At 72.1% G+C, this 15076-nt stretch carries 14 protein-coding genes; 5 read left to right on the forward strand and 9 right to left on the reverse strand.

The annotated features are described in order from the left end of the window. Positions 1-12: 12 nt before the first annotated feature. The gene (locus tag ABEA46_RS18055; protein ID WP_345546506.1) at positions 13-1914 is read right to left on the reverse strand and encodes a lipase family protein; all 1902 of its coding nucleotides are present in this window, start codon (positions 1912-1914) and stop codon (positions 13-15) included. A 137-nt stretch (positions 1915-2051) separates the two neighbouring features. Here ABEA46_RS18055 and ABEA46_RS18060 point away from each other — a divergent pair, with 137 nt between their 5' ends. Continuing rightward, positions 2052-2879, forward strand: coding sequence for a DUF1206 domain-containing protein (locus ABEA46_RS18060; protein WP_345546508.1), 828 nt, complete (start codon positions 2052-2054; stop codon positions 2877-2879). Positions 2880-2910: 31 nt separating this feature from the next. Here the strand turns inward: ABEA46_RS18060 and ABEA46_RS18065 are convergent, their stop codons facing one another. Beyond that, entirely contained in the window at positions 2911-3960 is a 1050-nt protein-coding gene (locus ABEA46_RS18065; protein WP_345546510.1) for an LOG family protein, read from the reverse strand. Between the two features lie 175 nt (positions 3961-4135). On the opposite strand from ABEA46_RS18065, the gene ABEA46_RS18070 reads away from it, so the two are divergent. Further along, positions 4136-4777: an acetate uptake transporter family protein gene (locus tag ABEA46_RS18070; RefSeq protein WP_345546512.1), complete on the forward strand. Its 642-nt coding sequence runs from the start codon at positions 4136-4138 to the stop codon at positions 4775-4777. Between the two features lie 29 nt (positions 4778-4806). Here the strand turns inward: ABEA46_RS18070 and ABEA46_RS18075 are convergent, their stop codons facing one another. From ABEA46_RS18075 to ABEA46_RS18090, 4 genes are all read right to left on the reverse strand, one after another. After that, positions 4807-6075 carry a glycosyltransferase gene (locus ABEA46_RS18075; protein ID WP_345546514.1) on the reverse strand — a complete coding sequence of 423 codons (1269 nt, stop codon included), beginning with the start codon at positions 6073-6075 and terminating at the stop codon, positions 4807-4809. Positions 6076-6168: 93 nt separating this feature from the next. Further along, positions 6169-7965, reverse strand: a complete 1797-nt coding sequence (locus ABEA46_RS18080) for a proline--tRNA ligase (RefSeq protein ID WP_345546516.1) — start codon at positions 7963-7965, stop codon at positions 6169-6171. A gap of 45 nt (positions 7966-8010) precedes the next feature. Next, positions 8011-9201, reverse strand: coding sequence for a hypothetical protein (locus ABEA46_RS18085; protein ID WP_345546518.1), 1191 nt, complete (start codon positions 9199-9201; stop codon positions 8011-8013). Then, the gene (locus ABEA46_RS18090; RefSeq protein ID WP_345546520.1) at positions 9198-9734 is read right to left on the reverse strand and encodes an RNA polymerase sigma factor; all 537 of its coding nucleotides are present in this window, start codon (positions 9732-9734) and stop codon (positions 9198-9200) included. Before ABEA46_RS18090 ends, ABEA46_RS18085 begins: the two co-directional genes overlap by 4 nt. Positions 9735-9825: 91 nt before the next feature. Here ABEA46_RS18090 and ABEA46_RS18095 point away from each other — a divergent pair, with 91 nt between their 5' ends. Together ABEA46_RS18095 and pcp are read left to right on the forward strand one after the other, a co-directional pair. Next, positions 9826-11286, forward strand: a complete 1461-nt coding sequence (locus tag ABEA46_RS18095) for an RNB domain-containing ribonuclease (RefSeq protein WP_345546522.1) — start codon at positions 9826-9828, stop codon at positions 11284-11286. 9 nt (positions 11287-11295) lie between these two features. Next, the gene (pcp, locus tag ABEA46_RS18100; RefSeq protein ID WP_345546524.1) at positions 11296-11931 is read left to right on the forward strand and encodes a pyroglutamyl-peptidase I; all 636 of its coding nucleotides are present in this window, start codon (positions 11296-11298) and stop codon (positions 11929-11931) included. On the opposite strand, the gene ABEA46_RS18105 is transcribed toward pcp, so the two are convergent. Further along, positions 11815-12543 carry a TetR/AcrR family transcriptional regulator gene (locus ABEA46_RS18105; RefSeq protein ID WP_345546526.1) on the reverse strand — a complete coding sequence of 243 codons (729 nt, stop codon included), beginning with the start codon at positions 12541-12543 and terminating at the stop codon, positions 11815-11817. The two genes, pcp and ABEA46_RS18105, sit on opposite strands and share 117 nt — an antisense overlap. Positions 12544-12657: 114 nt before the next feature. On the opposite strand from ABEA46_RS18105, the gene ABEA46_RS18110 reads away from it, so the two are divergent. Further along, complete coding sequence (locus ABEA46_RS18110) at positions 12658-12993, forward strand: putative antibiotic biosynthesis monooxygenase (protein WP_345546528.1); 336 nt, start codon at positions 12658-12660, stop codon at positions 12991-12993. A gap of 45 nt (positions 12994-13038) precedes the next feature. Here the strand turns inward: ABEA46_RS18110 and ABEA46_RS18115 are convergent, their stop codons facing one another. Further along, positions 13039-14283 (reverse strand): benzoate/H(+) symporter BenE family transporter, encoded by a 1245-nt coding sequence (locus tag ABEA46_RS18115; RefSeq protein WP_425563216.1) that lies wholly within the window; start codon positions 14281-14283, stop codon positions 13039-13041. Further along, positions 14280-15026: a metallophosphoesterase family protein gene (locus ABEA46_RS18120; protein WP_345546529.1), complete on the reverse strand. Its 747-nt coding sequence runs from the start codon at positions 15024-15026 to the stop codon at positions 14280-14282. The genes ABEA46_RS18115 and ABEA46_RS18120 overlap by 4 nt, the downstream gene beginning before the upstream one ends. Positions 15027-15076 lie beyond the last annotated feature (50 nt).

Here is a 15076-nt window from a genome sequence, read left to right on the forward strand (position 1 = left end):
GGCACGCACCGATCAGGCGCCGCAGTCGTCCACGTGGGTGTCGGCGTGCCGGAACCGCGCATCGGTCCAGGTGATGAGCACCGGGATGAAGGCCGACCCCGGCAGGAGCGTGCCCAGGTGGTCGTAGCCGACGTACTCGAGGCTGCGCACCTGCTCGCCCTGCGCGCACAGGGTGGCGACGAACTCGCGCTGCAGGTGCGGCGGGATGACCTCGTCCTCACTCCCCCACGCGATGAGGATGGGCGTCCCCCACGGACCGTCGGGCGTGTTGTCTTCGAGCCGCTTGCCGAGCGCCCCCGAGGTCAGATCGCCGACGTACAGCGGGCGGTCCTCCGAGACGCCGAGGGCAGCGGCGACCGAGACGATCACGCCGGGCTCGGTCGGGCAGCGCTGGGTCATCTCGCGGACGATCGACTCGGCGCCCGGGGCGACGTAGTCGCTGAGGTCGACGTCGGAGTACGTCTCGGAGTAGGGCACCAGCACCCACGAGATGAGGATCGACAGCAGCGCGTTCGCGTCGCCCGTCATGAGCTCGTGCGCCAGTTTGACCGGCTCCGCGGCGGGTGCGAGCAGCGCGGTGCCGCGGATGTCGATGTCGGGAGCGTAGTCCGGAGCGATCTGCGTGGTCCACAGCGCCGCGTGGCCGCCCTGCGAGTGCCCCCACACCACGGTGTGCGCCGACAGCGTCAGGCCGTCGAGCTCGCGCGCGGCGATGACGGCGTCCAGCGACGAGCGTGCCTCGCCGCGCCCGATCAGGTACGGGAAGTCGCCGGGCGCCCCCTGGCCCGAATAGTCCGACGCGATGACGACCCAGCCCTTCGCGATCGCCTGGTCGAGTCCCGGGATCGCCCACTTGGTCGCCGATGCGTCGCGCAGGCTCGGCGCGCACCCGCGCGCGACGCCGGTCGTGCCGTGGTTCCAGATGACGACGGGGCGCGGACCCGGCGGCATGTCATGCGGCGTGATGACCAGCCCGCTGGCGACGGCGGGCTGCCCGTTCGCGTCGCGGGTCGTGTACAGGATCCGCGACACGTCGGCGTTCGCCGGCTTCTGTCCGGTGAACTCGTCGGACCGGATGAGCGTGCCGTGCTCGTAGGGCACGACGGTCGGCGGATCGTAGAATGCGTCGACCACCTGAGCGCCGTCCTCGAGCCAGGTGTTCGCCCACCAGCCGCCCGCCACGAGCACGACCAGCAGCATCGACAGCGCATAGCGTCCTGCCGCGAGCCACGCGGCTCGTGCGCGGCCGCGCCGGGCGGGAAGGACGTCCGTGGATGCCGGCGGCCGGGATGCGGCATCCCTCTCCGTGTCTTCGACCGGTGCCGGCTCCGACGTGGCGGGCACCGAGCGTCGGCCCTCGACGAACGCGCGCACCGCGCGGATCAGGAGCGTGAGCCCGAACACGATGGTGCGCAGCCCGAACACCACGGCGGCCAGCAGCACCGTCACGTCGGGCCATGCATACGCCAGCACGCCGAAGGCGATCTGCGCACCGCCCCACACCGCCGACAGCACGCGCTGGCTGACGGTGCCCCGGCTGAGCGCGTCGTACAGCGAAGCGAGGCCGCCGAGCACCAGGAGCACCGCGATCAGCTCCGGCAGCAGGTCCAGCCGGCGCCCGAGCCCGACGAGGATCGCGACGCCGAAGGCGATCCAGACCGCGCCGAAGGTGATGCGCGACCACAGGGGCGTCTCGGGCGCGGCGAGCATGCGCGCGAGGCCCGACAGGATGGCGCTGATGCCGACGTAGATGGTCAGTACGAGCAGCGACGTCAGCGGTCGCGTGACGATCAGCAGACCGATCAGCAGAGAGAGCGCGCCCACCACGACCAGCACGACGGGAGAGGCTCCGCGGATCAGCCGCGGCATGATGCTCCATCCGGTCGTGGGCTGGGGCAGGCCCTCGCGGATCATCCGGTCCATGCTAGGCGGCGAACCCGAGCGTTCGGTCCGAGCCTGGCGGCGTGCCGTCCGCGCGGCCCGCAGCACAGTCGAGACAGCCGGCGCAAGCCCCTGTGCCGATCGTGGCGACGGGCTCTACCGTGGACGTCATGTCAGCCGGAGCCCGCTCCTCACCGCGCGCCGAAGTGCGCGATGCCGCCCATCGCGCCGAGGCGAATCCGGTGTTCGAGGCGCTCGCACGCGCGGGCTTCGTCGCCGACGGGGTGGTGCACGTGCTGATCGGCGCCCTCGCGATCGGGGTCGCGTTCGGCGGAGACGGCGAGGCCGATCAATCGGGTGCGCTGATGACGATCGCCGGCGCCCCGCTCGGCTTCGTCGTGCTCTGGCTCGCGGCGCTCGCGCTCGCCGCGCTCGGCGTCTGGCAGGTCCTGGACGGCATCCTCGTGCGCCGTGACTCGCCGGCGCGCACGTGGGGTGCGCGGGCGATCGCGTGGGGCAAGGCGGTGGTCTTCTTCGCGCTGGCCGTCGTCGCGGCCGCCGTCGCGATCGGCGCGCGCCCCGACCCCGACGAGAGCGTGCAGGACGCGAGCCGCGGCGTGCTGTTCGTCCCGGGCGGGCCCTTCGTGCTGGGGCTCGTCGGCCTCGCGATCGTCGCCGGCGGGATCGGATTCGTCGTCATCGGATCGACGCGTCGGTTCGTCCGCGGCCTGTCGCTGCCGGCGGGGCGCGCGGGACGAGTCGTGACCGGGATCGCCGTGTTCGGGTACATCGCCAAAGGACTCGCGCTGCTGACCGTCGGGGTGCTGCTGATCGTGGCGGCCGTGAAGGTCGACCCGGAGGATGCCGGCGGCCTCGATGCCGCTCTCGACGGCCTCGTGGCCCTCCCCCTGGGTCCGCTGCTGTGCGCCGCGATCGGGGGCGGGCTGGTCGTCTACGGGGTGTACCTCATGCTGTCGGCGCGCTACCGACGGCTGTGACGCGCACCTCGGGTGCGGCATCCACTCTGCCTCACTCGCGCGGGGCCGACTCGAGGGCGTTCACGGCGCGGATGAGGCGATACAGCTCGCCCACGCGGAACTGGTCCAGCCGCAGCACGAGCCGGGGCAGATCGACGACGTCGTCGTCCTCGCGCTCGGCCGTCAGCGCGCCGCGATGCTCGATCCGTCCTTCGGCCACCAGATCGGCGAAGCGCTCGTTGAGCTCGTCGACCTCGGCCTCGGTCGGCTTGGCCTTCAACCGCAGCACGAGCCGCTTGCCCACCCACCGCAGCGAGTCGTAGTTGCGGTAGAATCCGGTGATCTCGTCGACAGCGGCCGGGACCGAGTCGGTGACGAGCACCCGGTCGAAGTCCCCCTTCGAGATGACGCCCGAGGGCAGCAGATGGTCGTCGACGAACCGCTGCAGCCCCGCCCAGAACGTGCCGCCGGGCGAGTCGAGCAGCACGATCGGCGTGGGATCGGCCTTGCCCGTCTGCTGCAGCGTCAGCAGCTCGAACATCTCGTCGAGCGTGCCGAAGCCGCCCGGCACGCACACGAAGCCGCGCGACTCCTTGACCAGCATGAGCTTGCGGGTGAAGAAGTACTTCATCGCGACGTTGCGGGCGTTGCCGCCCACGATCGCGTTCGGCTTCTCTTCGAACGGCAGGCGGATCGAGACGCCGAGCGAATGGTGCGGACCGGCGCCCTCGGCGGCCGCCTCCATGATCCCGGGACCGGCGCCGGTGACGACCATCCAGCCGCGCTCGGCGAGCACGGCCGCCGTCTCGGACGCCTGTCGGTACAGCTCGTCCTCGGAGCGGGTGCGCGCCGAGCCGAAGATCGTGACCTTCGGGATGCCGCGATACGGCGCGAACAGCCGGAACGCCGCGCGCATCTCGCTGAGCGCTGCCGACGTGATCTTGAGGTCGAGCCGGTCGGTGTCGTCCAGCCCCAGCCCGATGCCCGTGGCGAGGATGCGCGCGACGAGGTCGGCGTCGTGCGAGATGCCCGCCGCGGCCATCGTGGCGCGCAGCTCTTCGGTGACGGGGTGCGGGATGGTTCCGGTGTCGCTCTGGCCCATGACGCCAGCGTGCCACGTCCCGCCGCCGTCCGGTGACCGGATCGTGAACGATGGATGCCGCATCCTCGCGCTCACGTCGTCACCGGCGTGCCGCCGCCGATGATGGCGGCACGCGTCGTCCGCTCGGCATACTGGCGGGAAGACGACGGTGGCACCGGGAACGGGAGGTTTTCGCATGACCGAGGGCACGACCAACATCGCGATCACGGACGCGATCAGAGTGCCGCGCACCGGCGGCCTGCGCGTCGCCGATCCCGGGCTCATCGGCCTGCTGGGCTTCGTGATCGCCACCGTGATCGCCCAGCTCGCGCACCTCGGGCTGCAGGACGACGCTCCCGTGTTCTGGATCGGCGCCGCGTTCGGCGGCGTCGTGCAGGTGACCGCGGGGATGCTGTCGTACTTCGCCGGCGACAACTTCCACTTCATCGTCTACAACGCGTTCGGCTGGTACTGGATCGTGGTGCCGGGATTCCTGCTCGGCGAGGAGCTGGGGTTCTTCGAGGTGACGGCGTCGGCCCGCGGGCTCTTCTCGCTCGTGTTCGCGATCCTCGCGCTGCTGTTCGTCCCGGCCGGAGCCGCGCACAACACGGTGCTGCCGATCACGCTGCTGTGCGTCTCGCTCGGACTCGGGTTCCAGGCGATGGGCGCCTTCACCGGCGCACAGGGCCTGGCGATCACCGGCTCGATCGTGCTGATCGCCGCGTCGGCCCTGGCCACGTACCTGCTCGTCGAGAAGTTCTACTGGCGCACGATCGGCCGGCGCGTCGTGCCGCTGGGCCCGCCGTGGCTGGACGCCGACCCCAACCCGGAGTCCTGAGTCGCGAGCACCCGCCCGGTGCCAAGGCGTCAGAGCATGCCCTCGATGAGCTCCGCGGCGTGCGCGGCGCCGCCCCGCGCGCGCAGGTCGGCCGCGAGGCGGCCGGCCGCGGCCCGGAATGACGGCTCGACGAGCACCCGGTCCGCCGCTGTCTGAACCGTCGCCGTCTTCGGGGTGCCGGTACGCAGGTTCACGCCGGCGCCGCTCCACGCCACGCGTGCCGCGACCTCGGGCTTGTCGAGGTCGCCGCCTGCGACGACCAGCGGGATGCCGTGACCGAGCATCGCGATCGTGCCGCCCCAGCCGCCGTTCGTGATCGCGAGGTCGACGCGCGGCAGCAGCGCACCGAAGGGCGCGAACCCCGTGACGCGAACGTTCTGCGGCGTGGCGAACGGAAACGAGTCGCGCCCGGGCACGCCGGTGGTCGCCACGACGATCGCGTCCCGGTCGGCCAGCGCGGCGAGGGCCGGACGCACCAGGTCACCGGGATCGATGTTCTGCGTGCCCTGCGTCACGAGCACGACACGATGCCCGTCGAGGTCGCCCCACCACGGCGGGAGCGCACCCGGCGACGCGGGTGAGGACTGCGCGGCCAGCTCGCCGACGAAGTGCACGTGGGCGGGGCGGTCGGTGCGGCCGTAGTCCAACTGCGGCGCGCCGCTGGCGACGATCAGCGTGGGCGAGAACACGACGCGATCCATCGTGCGTCCGCGGGTGGACAGGCCGACAGCGGCCTGCGCCTCGTCGAGCGCGGTGACGAGCGGACGCGAGATCAGCGGAACGAGTCCGCGCAGCGCCGCGTCCCTCGTCTTCGTGAACGGGTTGGTGCCCGGACGGATGCCCATGCCGCTCGGCGGGCCGCCTGGGCCCGGCAGATTCAGCGGCAGCACGGCCACCGTGGCCCACGGCATCCTCTCCCGCTCACTGAACAGCACCGCGCCGATGGACACCTCGTCAGCGGCCAGCGCGTCCCAGGGCTCGCGCGCCCACTCGGCGGAGAGATCGGCGACCTGCGCCGGCGCCGTGCCGATGAAGCAGTCCACCACGTTGATGAGCAGCTGCCGCATGCCCTTCTTGCCGACCAGGCGCGGGAAGGTCGCAGCGACGTCGTTCTCGTCGAAGTCGGGCGCCTCGCGCCACGGCACGAGACGCGCTCCGGCGGCCTCGACCCGTGCGCGGAACCGCGCGCCCGTGTAGAAGCGCACGTCGTGACCGCGGTCCACCAGCTGCCGGGCGACAGCGGCCAATGGCGCGACGTGGCCCGTGAACGGCATCGCCGTCAGCAGGAACCGGCCCATGTGCGCCATCCTCCCGTGCAGGGACCTCGGGATGCCAGAGGCCGGTCACGCGGCCTGTGATACCGCGCACCGGCCTCCGTGGCTGGAAGGGTGCTACGCGCTCAGCCGCGCCACGACCTCACCCACCGGTACGACCTCGCGGTCCCCGGTGCGGCGGTCCCACAGCTCGACCTGGCCGTCGGCCGCTCCGCGGCCCACGATCACGATCTTCGGCACGCCCACAAGCTCGGCGTCGCCGAACTTGACGCCGGGTGAGACCTTGGGACGATCGTCGTAGAGCACGTCGAGGCCTGCGGCCTCAAGGTCTGCCGACAGTTGCTCCGACACCTCGAACACGACGCTGTCACGGCCGGTCGCCACGACCTGCACGTCGAACGGCGCCACCGAGGCCGGCCAGATGAGGCCCTTCTCGTCGTTGTTGAGCTCGGCGATGATCGCGAGGATGCGCGTCACCCCGATGCCGTAGGAGCCCATCGTGACGGTGACGAGCTTGCCGTTCTCATCGAGGACCTTGAGTCCCAGCGCCTCGGCGTACTTGCGGCCGAGCTGGAAGACGTGGCCGATCTCCATGCCACGGGCGAGCTCGACCGGGCCTGAGCCGTCCGGCGCCGGGTCGCCCGCGCGCACAGTGGCGACTTCGACGAAGCCGTCACCGGCGAAGTCACGGCCGGCGACGAGCGTGTGCACGTGCTTCTGGTCGATGTTCGCGCCGGTGATCCATGCCGTGCCGTCGACGACGCGCGGGTCGAGCAGGTAGCGGATGCCGGTCGCGGACTCCTCGCCGAGCACGGCGCCCGTCTCGGACCAGGGGCCGATGTAGCCCTTGACCAGCAGCGGGTGCTTCTCGAAGTCCTCGGGCGTCGCCGCCTCCACCTCGGCCGGCGCGAACGCGACCTCGACGCGCTTGTCGTCGACGTCGCGGTCGCCGGGGACGCCGACGATCACGAGCTCGCGCGTGCCGTCGAGGTGGGTCAGCGCGAGCACGACGTTCTTCAGCGTGTGGGCGGCGGTCCACTCCGCGGCGCCGTCGGTGGCCGGACCGGCGATCCCCGACGCGGGCGCATCGAGATGGGCGTTCGAGTGATCGACGAGGGTCTGGATTGTGGGCGTGTTCGGCGAGTCGAAGATCACCGGTGCCCCGAGCCCGTCCAGCGGGATCGCGGCGGGCGCGACGGTCGTGTACGCCTCGACGTTGGCCGCGTACCCGCCGGCTGAGCGGACGAAGGTGTCTTCGCCCACCGCGGTCGGGTGCAGGAACTCCTCGGAGCGCGAGCCGCCCATCGCGCCGGCATCCGCCTGCACGATGACGTACTCGAGACCGAGCCGCTGGAAGATGCGCTCGTACGCGTCGCGCTGCGCCATGTACGAGGCATCCAGTCCGGCGTCGGACGAATCGAACGAGTACGCGTCCTTCATCGTGAACTCGCGGCCGCGCAGCAGGCCTGCGCGGGGACGCGCCTCGTCGCGGTACTTGTCCTGGATCTGGTAGATCGTCAGCGGCAGGTCCTTGTACGACGAGTACAGGTCCTTCACGAGCAGCGTGAAGGCCTCCTCGTGCGTCGGGGCAAGCAGGTAGTCGCCACCCTTGCGATCCTGGAGGCGGAACAGCAGATCGCCGTACTCCTCCCACCGGCCGGTGGCCTCGTACGCCTCGCGCGGCATCAGCGCCGGGAAGTGCACCTCCTGAGCGCCCGCGGCGGCCATCTCTTCACGGACGACAGCCTCGATCCGGGCCTTGACCCGCAGCCCCAGCGGCAGCCACGCGAAGATGCCCGCGGCCTGCGGTCGGATATAGCCGGCGCGGACGAGCAGCTTGTGGCTCGTGACGGCAGCGTCGGCGGGGTCTTCACGGAGGGTGCGGAGGAAGAAGTTCGACAGACGGGTGACCACGATCGTCAAGTCTAGGGCGAGCGGATGCCGCCTCCCGGCGAGTCGTCACTGCATCGCCGCCAACAGCGTGGCCGCAAGCGGCGCGGCGTCCGCCGTGTCGCGTGTCATGTCCGGCGACACCATGAGCATGTTGACCCCGTCGGTCACGGCGATGACTGCGGGCGATCCTTCGTACCGGTCGAGCCCCGGCACGATGACCGCACCCTGGGCTCCCTGCACTGTCACGGGCTCGCCATGCTCCGCACTCTGGGCCGAGGAGAACGACGTGCCGCCGCCGGGAACCACGTCCATGCGCACGACTTCGCCGCGCGATCCGTCGCCCGTACCCGAGGTGAAGTGGAACTCGCAGGCGAATGCGGCACCCAGCAGGGAGACGATCGACTCCGGCTGCTCCGGCGGCGGCGTGGACTGCTGTCCGTCCAACAGTGCGACACGCTCATACCCGTACACGGCAGGGTCGATCTGCGCCTCGATGCTGCCGCAGTCCGGCGCGCTCCACCATGCGTCAGTGCGAACCGCGGGGACTGCCCGCGGGTGGTCGGCCATCCGCGCGGCGGCCGCGGCGAAGAGCGCGTCCACTCCGCTCTGCGTGATCTGCTCCGCCGAGCCGACGGCGCGCACGAGCAGCCACGTCCCGTCGACGTCAGCCCATTGCGTGCACGAGACCCGGGACGCCTCGCCGGTGCCGACGCATCCGGGGGCGGCGACGTCCAGAAGCGAGGCGGCGATGGTGTCCGCGGGATATGCGAAAAGGTGCACTGTCGCCGTGAGGTAGGCCTCTGCCGATACCCATACGCAGTCGATTCCGCCCAGCACGGCGTTCGCGCCCGTCTGCCAGCGATAGTCGGAGCGCGTCATGTCGATGCCCCGCAGTGCGTCGACCTCCTCGTCGGTCAGTGCGGCGGCGCAGTCCCCTCCGAACGGCTCGACTCCCGCCGAGCCAGGATCGACGTCCGGATGGGGCGTTGGCGTCGGCGTCGGCGTCGGCGTAGGCGTCGGAGACGGCTCGGGCGCGGGCTCCGTTCGCGTGGCGGTCGGCGCTGGTGCCGGGTTCGTGTCCGACCCGAGCAGAGCGGCGGTCGCCACCGCGCCACCCGTGACGCCGCCGATGAGAACCAGCGCGACTGCGCCCGCGACGATTCGCGCGCGCCCCTGCCTCGACCGCAGACGTTGCGCGCCGGCTACCACGACGTCGCGGAGCTCGGCCCGCTCGCGCGGCGAGAGTCCGTCGTTCATGTCCATGCTCCCTCGATCGAGCCCAGGTCCTGCCGGAGCCTCGTCTTCGCCCGCGACAGTCGCGACTTCACCGTCCCTATCGGGATGCCCAGCGTTTCGGCGGCCGCGCGCTCGGGGTACCCCTCCAGCACGGTGAGAACGACGACGCTCTGCTCCCGGGCGGGCAGCCGGCGGAGCGCTGCCATCACACCGGACTCGTCGCGGGCGACCGGCGCCGGTGACGGCGCATCGATGGGCGAGCGGGTCAGAAGGGTGCGGTAACGGCGCGCTGAGCGCTCCAGATTGCGCGCAGAGTGCGCGACGGTGTTCAGGAGCCAGGGCAGCGGCGACCCGTCGACCAGGCGCACCACGTCGCGCTTGCGCCAGAGCTCGAAGAACGCGATCGTGACGGCGTCCTTCGCATCCTCACGTGCGGTGAGCAGGCGGCAGGCGTGCCGGAACAGACGTGCCTCATGTTGTTCGAACAGGGTGCCGAGTGCAGATTCGTCACCCGCAAGCACCCGCCCCCAGAGGGCGGCGGCGTCGTCGCTCATAACAAGTAGTGTCCGGGATCGACCGAAAGGTTCCCGGGCGCGCGACGAATCTCCCTGCGGGGCGCGAGGGCTCCGTGCCTACACTGATCGGGTGCCCGCCCGCCGCCCTCGACTCGCCCCCGCCAGGGTCCACGACGAGCTGATCGAGTCGCTGGCGCAGCTGCGCATCGACCTCGAGCTGCCGACCGGGTTCCCGGCAGAGGTGGATGCGGCCGCCCACGCCGCGGCAGTGTCGGTGCCGACCGACCCGGCGATCGCGGGGGTCGACGATCTGCGGGATGTCGAGTTCTTGACGATCGATCCGGCGGGCTCGACGGATCTCGACCAGGCCATGCACCTCGAGCTCGCTCTGTCGCCCGAGGGGGCGCCGACCGGCGGCATCCTGCAGTACGCGATCGCCGATGTCCCGGCCTACGTCGAACCGGGCGGCGCGGTCGACGCCGAGGCACGGCGGCGCGGGCAGACGCTGTACGCGGCCGACGGGCGCATCCCGCTGCATCCGGTCGAGATCAGCGAGGACGCGGCATCCCTGCTCCCCGATCGTGACCGGCGGGCGTATGTCTGGCGGTTCGAGCTGGACGAGGGCGCCCGGCCGGTCGTGACGACGCTGCATCGCGCCGTCATCCGGTCGCGTCGGCAGTGGACCTACGTCGACGCGCAGGCGGCGATCGATGCCGGCACGGCACCGGCCACCCTGCAGGCGCTCGCCTGGTTCGGCCCGCAGCGGCTCGCGCGCGAGTCCGAGCGCGGCGGGGCGAGCCTCAACGTGCCCGAGGCGCACATCGTGCCCGACGACGGTGGCTACCGCCTCGAACGCGACGCCCCGCTGCCGGTGGAGGACTGGAACGCCCAGGTGTCGCTGCTGACCGGCATGGCCGCCGCCGAGCTCATGCTGCGCGGCCGCGTCGGGGTGCTCCGCACGATGCCGGCCGCCGATCCTGACGACGTCGCCACGTTCCGAGCGCAGACCGTCGCCCTCGGCCTGCCCTGGCGCGACGACGTCGCGTACGGCGATTACCTGCGCGACCTCGACCGCACCGACCCCACGGCGCTGGCGATCCTGGATGCGGCGACAGGCCTGTTCCGCGGCGCCGGCTATGTCGCCTTCGACGGCACCCCGCCGGCCGACCCGATCCAGTCCGCCATCGGCGCCCCGTACGCGCACACGACGGCGCCGCTGCGCCGGCTCGTGGACCGCTGGTCGCTCGTCGTTTGCGAGGCGATCGCGAACGGCCTCGTCGTCCCCGCCTGGGCGAGGGAGAGCCTCGCCACGCTGCCGAAGATCATGGGCCGCAGCGACGCGCTGGCAGGCCGGCTCGAAGCCGGCACGCTCGACCGCGTCGAGGCGGCACAGCTGTCGGGCCGCGAGGGCCGCACGTTCGACGCGGTCGTGCTGGGCCGCCGCAACGGCGGGGCGCGCGTGCAGCTCGTCGACCCGCCGGTCGCCGCGAAGGTCGCGGGACTCGATGCCGCCGCCGGCACGACGGTGCGCCTCCGGCTGCGCTCGGCCGACATCGCCACCGGCGAGATCGTGCTCGAGCCCACTGCTTAGGCTGGACGTATGACGACCGTGCTGCTCACCGGGTTCGAGCCGTTCGGCGGCGACGCCGCCAACCCCTCCGGCGAGGCGGTGCACCTGGTCGCTTCACGGTGGAGCGGCCCCGAGGTGCTGATCACCGCGGTGCTGCCGGTGACCTTCGCGGGCGCCGGCGCACGCCTGCGGGAACTCGTCGCCGAGCACCGCCCCGACGTCGTGATCGCCGCGGGCCTGGCCGGCGGACGCGCGGCGATCGGCGTCGAGCGCGTTGCGGTGAACCTCCTCGACGCCCGCATCCCCGACAACGACGGCGATCAGCCGGTCGACGTCCCGAGCGCACCGGGCGCACCGGCCGCGCACTTCGCGACCCTTCCCGTGAAAGAGATCGCGCGCCGCATCACGGCCGGCGGCATCCCCGCGGAGGTGTCGTACTCGGCGGGCACGTTCGTGTGCAACCACGTGTTCTTCACGGCGCTGGAGGCCGCGGCATCCCGAACCCGCGCGGGATTCGTCCACGTCCCCTGGTCGTCCGAGCACGCGCCGTCATCGGACGCCGCGACGCTGCCCATCCTGCAGATCGTCGAGGCGCTCGAGATCGCGGTGCGCACGAGCCTCGACGTCACCGAGGACGCCGCCGTACCGGCCGGCACGCTGCACTGAGGCCTTCGGTCGGTCCGGGACGGAGGCCATCGCGGCCGCCGCCGCGGCGGTCACCGTCCCGACGATCGACGCCCGCCGCGCCGCGATGCGCGCCTCGCGGTCGCCGCCGCCGGGGATGATCAGCGCGTCCAGCTGCGGCAGCACCGGCCAGGCGTTGACGAGACTGACCAGGGTCAGCAGCAGCTCCCCCGCCTCGACGCGCCCGATCCCCGGCAGCATGCGCTGCATGCGGTCGACCTTCTCCGCGTGGAACGCGGCTCGCACGGGACTCTCGGCGGCCTCGACGCCACGCTCCAGGCCCTCCCAGTACACGAGCCGCGGGATCTCGCCGTGCGCGATGTGGTGGTCGAAGAGCCGAGCCGCGTAGTCGCCCACGGCCGCGGGCCCGGTCCCCTCGGCGTTCACGGCCTGCAGCGCCGCCTGCAGGGCCTCGGACAGCACGGTGGCGAACAGCTCGTCCTTCTTGCCGAAGTACTGGTAGATGCGCTCCTTGTTGACGCCCGCGGCCGCGGCGATGCGGTCGACCCGGGCGCCGGCGAGGCCGTGCTCGCTGAACTCAGCGGTCGCAGCATCGAGCAGGAGCCGTTTGGTGCGTTCGGTGTCCCACGCCATGCCGCCATCATAGGCATGAATCCAACTGAATGGTTGCGGAATAGACCGGGGAGTGATTCACTTGCAACCAGTCAGTTGCAACTGTTCAGTTGGAATATTCGAAGGATGCCGCACATGACCGCTCCCGCCGCCAACACGCCTGACACCACCGTCAGCACATCTGCCACCGTCACCGCTCCTGCCGCCGCCACGCCCCTCGAGGCCGCCGCGTCCGCCCCGAACCCGCCGGCCGCACCGTCAGTCCATGTCCGCGCCGTCATCACCTGGCTCGCGATCTTCCCGCTCGTCTCGGTCGGGATGCTGCTGATCGCACCGTTCTCGGAGTCCTGGCATCCGGTCCTGCGCGCCCTTGTGCTGACGGCCGTGGTCGTGCCGCTCGCCGTCTACCTCGTCGTACCGCGCCTGCTGCGCGTCCACGGCGCGATCGTCGCCCGTCGCCGCGGGCGCTGAGGCCGCCGGGGCGCTCGGAGACCGCGGCGCTGAGCCCTGCACGGCTCAGCGCCCGCGACGGCCGACGTGCAGCACCTCGCGCACGACGAGCCCGGCGACCAACGCCCAGAAGGCGGCACTGACGCCGGCGATCGCCACCCCCGACGCGGCGACGAGGAACGTCACGACGGCAGGCAGCCGCTCCCCCGGGTCGTCGATCGCCTGCTGCACGGCCGAGCCGAAGGCTGCGAACAGCGCGATGCCGGCGACGGCCGGGATGACGGCCTCGGGCGCCACGACCACCAGCGCGACGAGCGCCGCCGACAGGCCGCCCAGCACGATGCCGGTCCCACCCGTCGACACGCCGGCCACCCAGCGCCGCTTCGGGTCGGGGTCGGCGTCCGGGGCTGCGGCGAGCGCCGCGCTGATCGCGGCGAGGTTGATCGCGTGTCCGCCTGCGGTGGCGCCGAGCGCCGTGCCGACGCCGGTGACGAGCATCGCCGGTCGCCACGGCACCTCGTAGCCGAAACTGCGCATGATCGCGACGCCGGGCACGTTCTGCGAGGCCATCGTCACGAGGAACAGCGGCAGCGCGAGCCCGACCACGGCGCCGAACGTCAGCGTGGGCGCCGTGAACTCCAGCCGCGGGATCAGCACGGCGGGGTCGATCGAGGCTCCCGTGACCGCCACGTCGACGCCGACGACGATGGATGCCGCGACGAATGCGAGCGGCACGGCCCAGCGCGGCGCGAGCCGCACGCCCAGGAGCCAGACGATCACGACCGGCGCGACGCCCCACGGGTCCGCGACGATGCCGGTCACGGGTGCGAGGCACAGCGGCAGCAGCACGCCCGCGAGCATCGCCTGCGCGATCGACGGCGGGATGCGGGCGATCAGGCGGCCGAGCTGCGGCCACAGCGCCGTCAGCAGGATCAGCCCGGCCGTCACGAGGAACGCGCCGACGGCCGCCGGCCAGCCTCCCTCGACGGAGCCGGTCGCGGCGAGCACGGCAGCACCGGGAGTCGACCACGCCACCGTGATCGGCATGCGGTAGCGCCACGCGAGCAGGATCGCCGAGGCACCCATCGTCACGCACAGCACGAGCAGGCCGCTGGCGGCCTGGGCGGGCGTCGCGCCCACCGCGTCGAGTCCGGTCAGCACGACAGCGAACGAACTGGTCACGCCGACGAGCGCCGTGACGACACCGGCGACGATCGGGCGGGAGAGGGGGGCGCGCGGCGCGGGCGCCGGTGCGTCCGGCGCCGCGCCGGGCTCCGGCCCGGCCCCCGGCTGCGGCTCCTGCGCAGTCACGACGCCTGCCGTCCGCGGTACACGGCGGTGCGGAGCTCGACCGCCCAGACGCCGGCCTGCGGCATCCCGAGCCTCTCGGCGACCGCGATCTCGGCCTCGACGTCGTACGGAACGCGCACGAAGCGCACCTCGAACGGCGCCGGGCCGTCGGCATCCGTCACTCCTTCGAGGATCACGTAGCTCGGCGTCGGCTCGTCCAGCGGGTTGCCGACGCTGCCCACGTTGAACAGCGTGCGCCCGTCGCGGGACTCGATGTAGGCGTCGTGGATGTCGGCGTAGCCGACGACGGTGGGCTCCGGGCCGTCGCCGGTCATCGGCGTGGCCTGGAACATCCCGTCGAACTGCTCGTCGGTGTGGCGGAAGTGCACCCGCACGTGCGGGCTCTCGGCCGACGCGTGGAACAGCCGCACCCGCCGTCCGCTGAGCGTCAGGTCGTGGCTGAGCGGCAGCGACCGCAGCCACGCGCGCTGCGCGGGCGACAGCTCGTCGCGCCACCAGCGCATCTCTTCGGGCTCGTCGTCGCCGATCCCCTCGAGGAAGTCGTCCCAGTTGCCCCGGATGTTGATCTCGCACGCGTCGCGGACGCGCTCGACCACGGCGGCGCCGCGAGGACCCTTGCCGGCGTTGTCACCGAGATTGACGATCCGATGGATGCCGCGCCCTGCGATGTCGTCGAGCACAGCCTCGAGCGCGGTCAGATTGCCGTGGACGTCGGAGATGAGGGCGATCCGTTCGGGGGGCACCCTCGTGATCCTGCCACGTCCCCGCACCCGGATGCCTCTAGGGTCGGGGC

The organism is Microbacterium jejuense (genome assembly GCF_039544225.1).
Classification (GTDB): domain Bacteria; phylum Actinomycetota; class Actinomycetes; order Actinomycetales; family Microbacteriaceae; genus Microbacterium; species Microbacterium jejuense.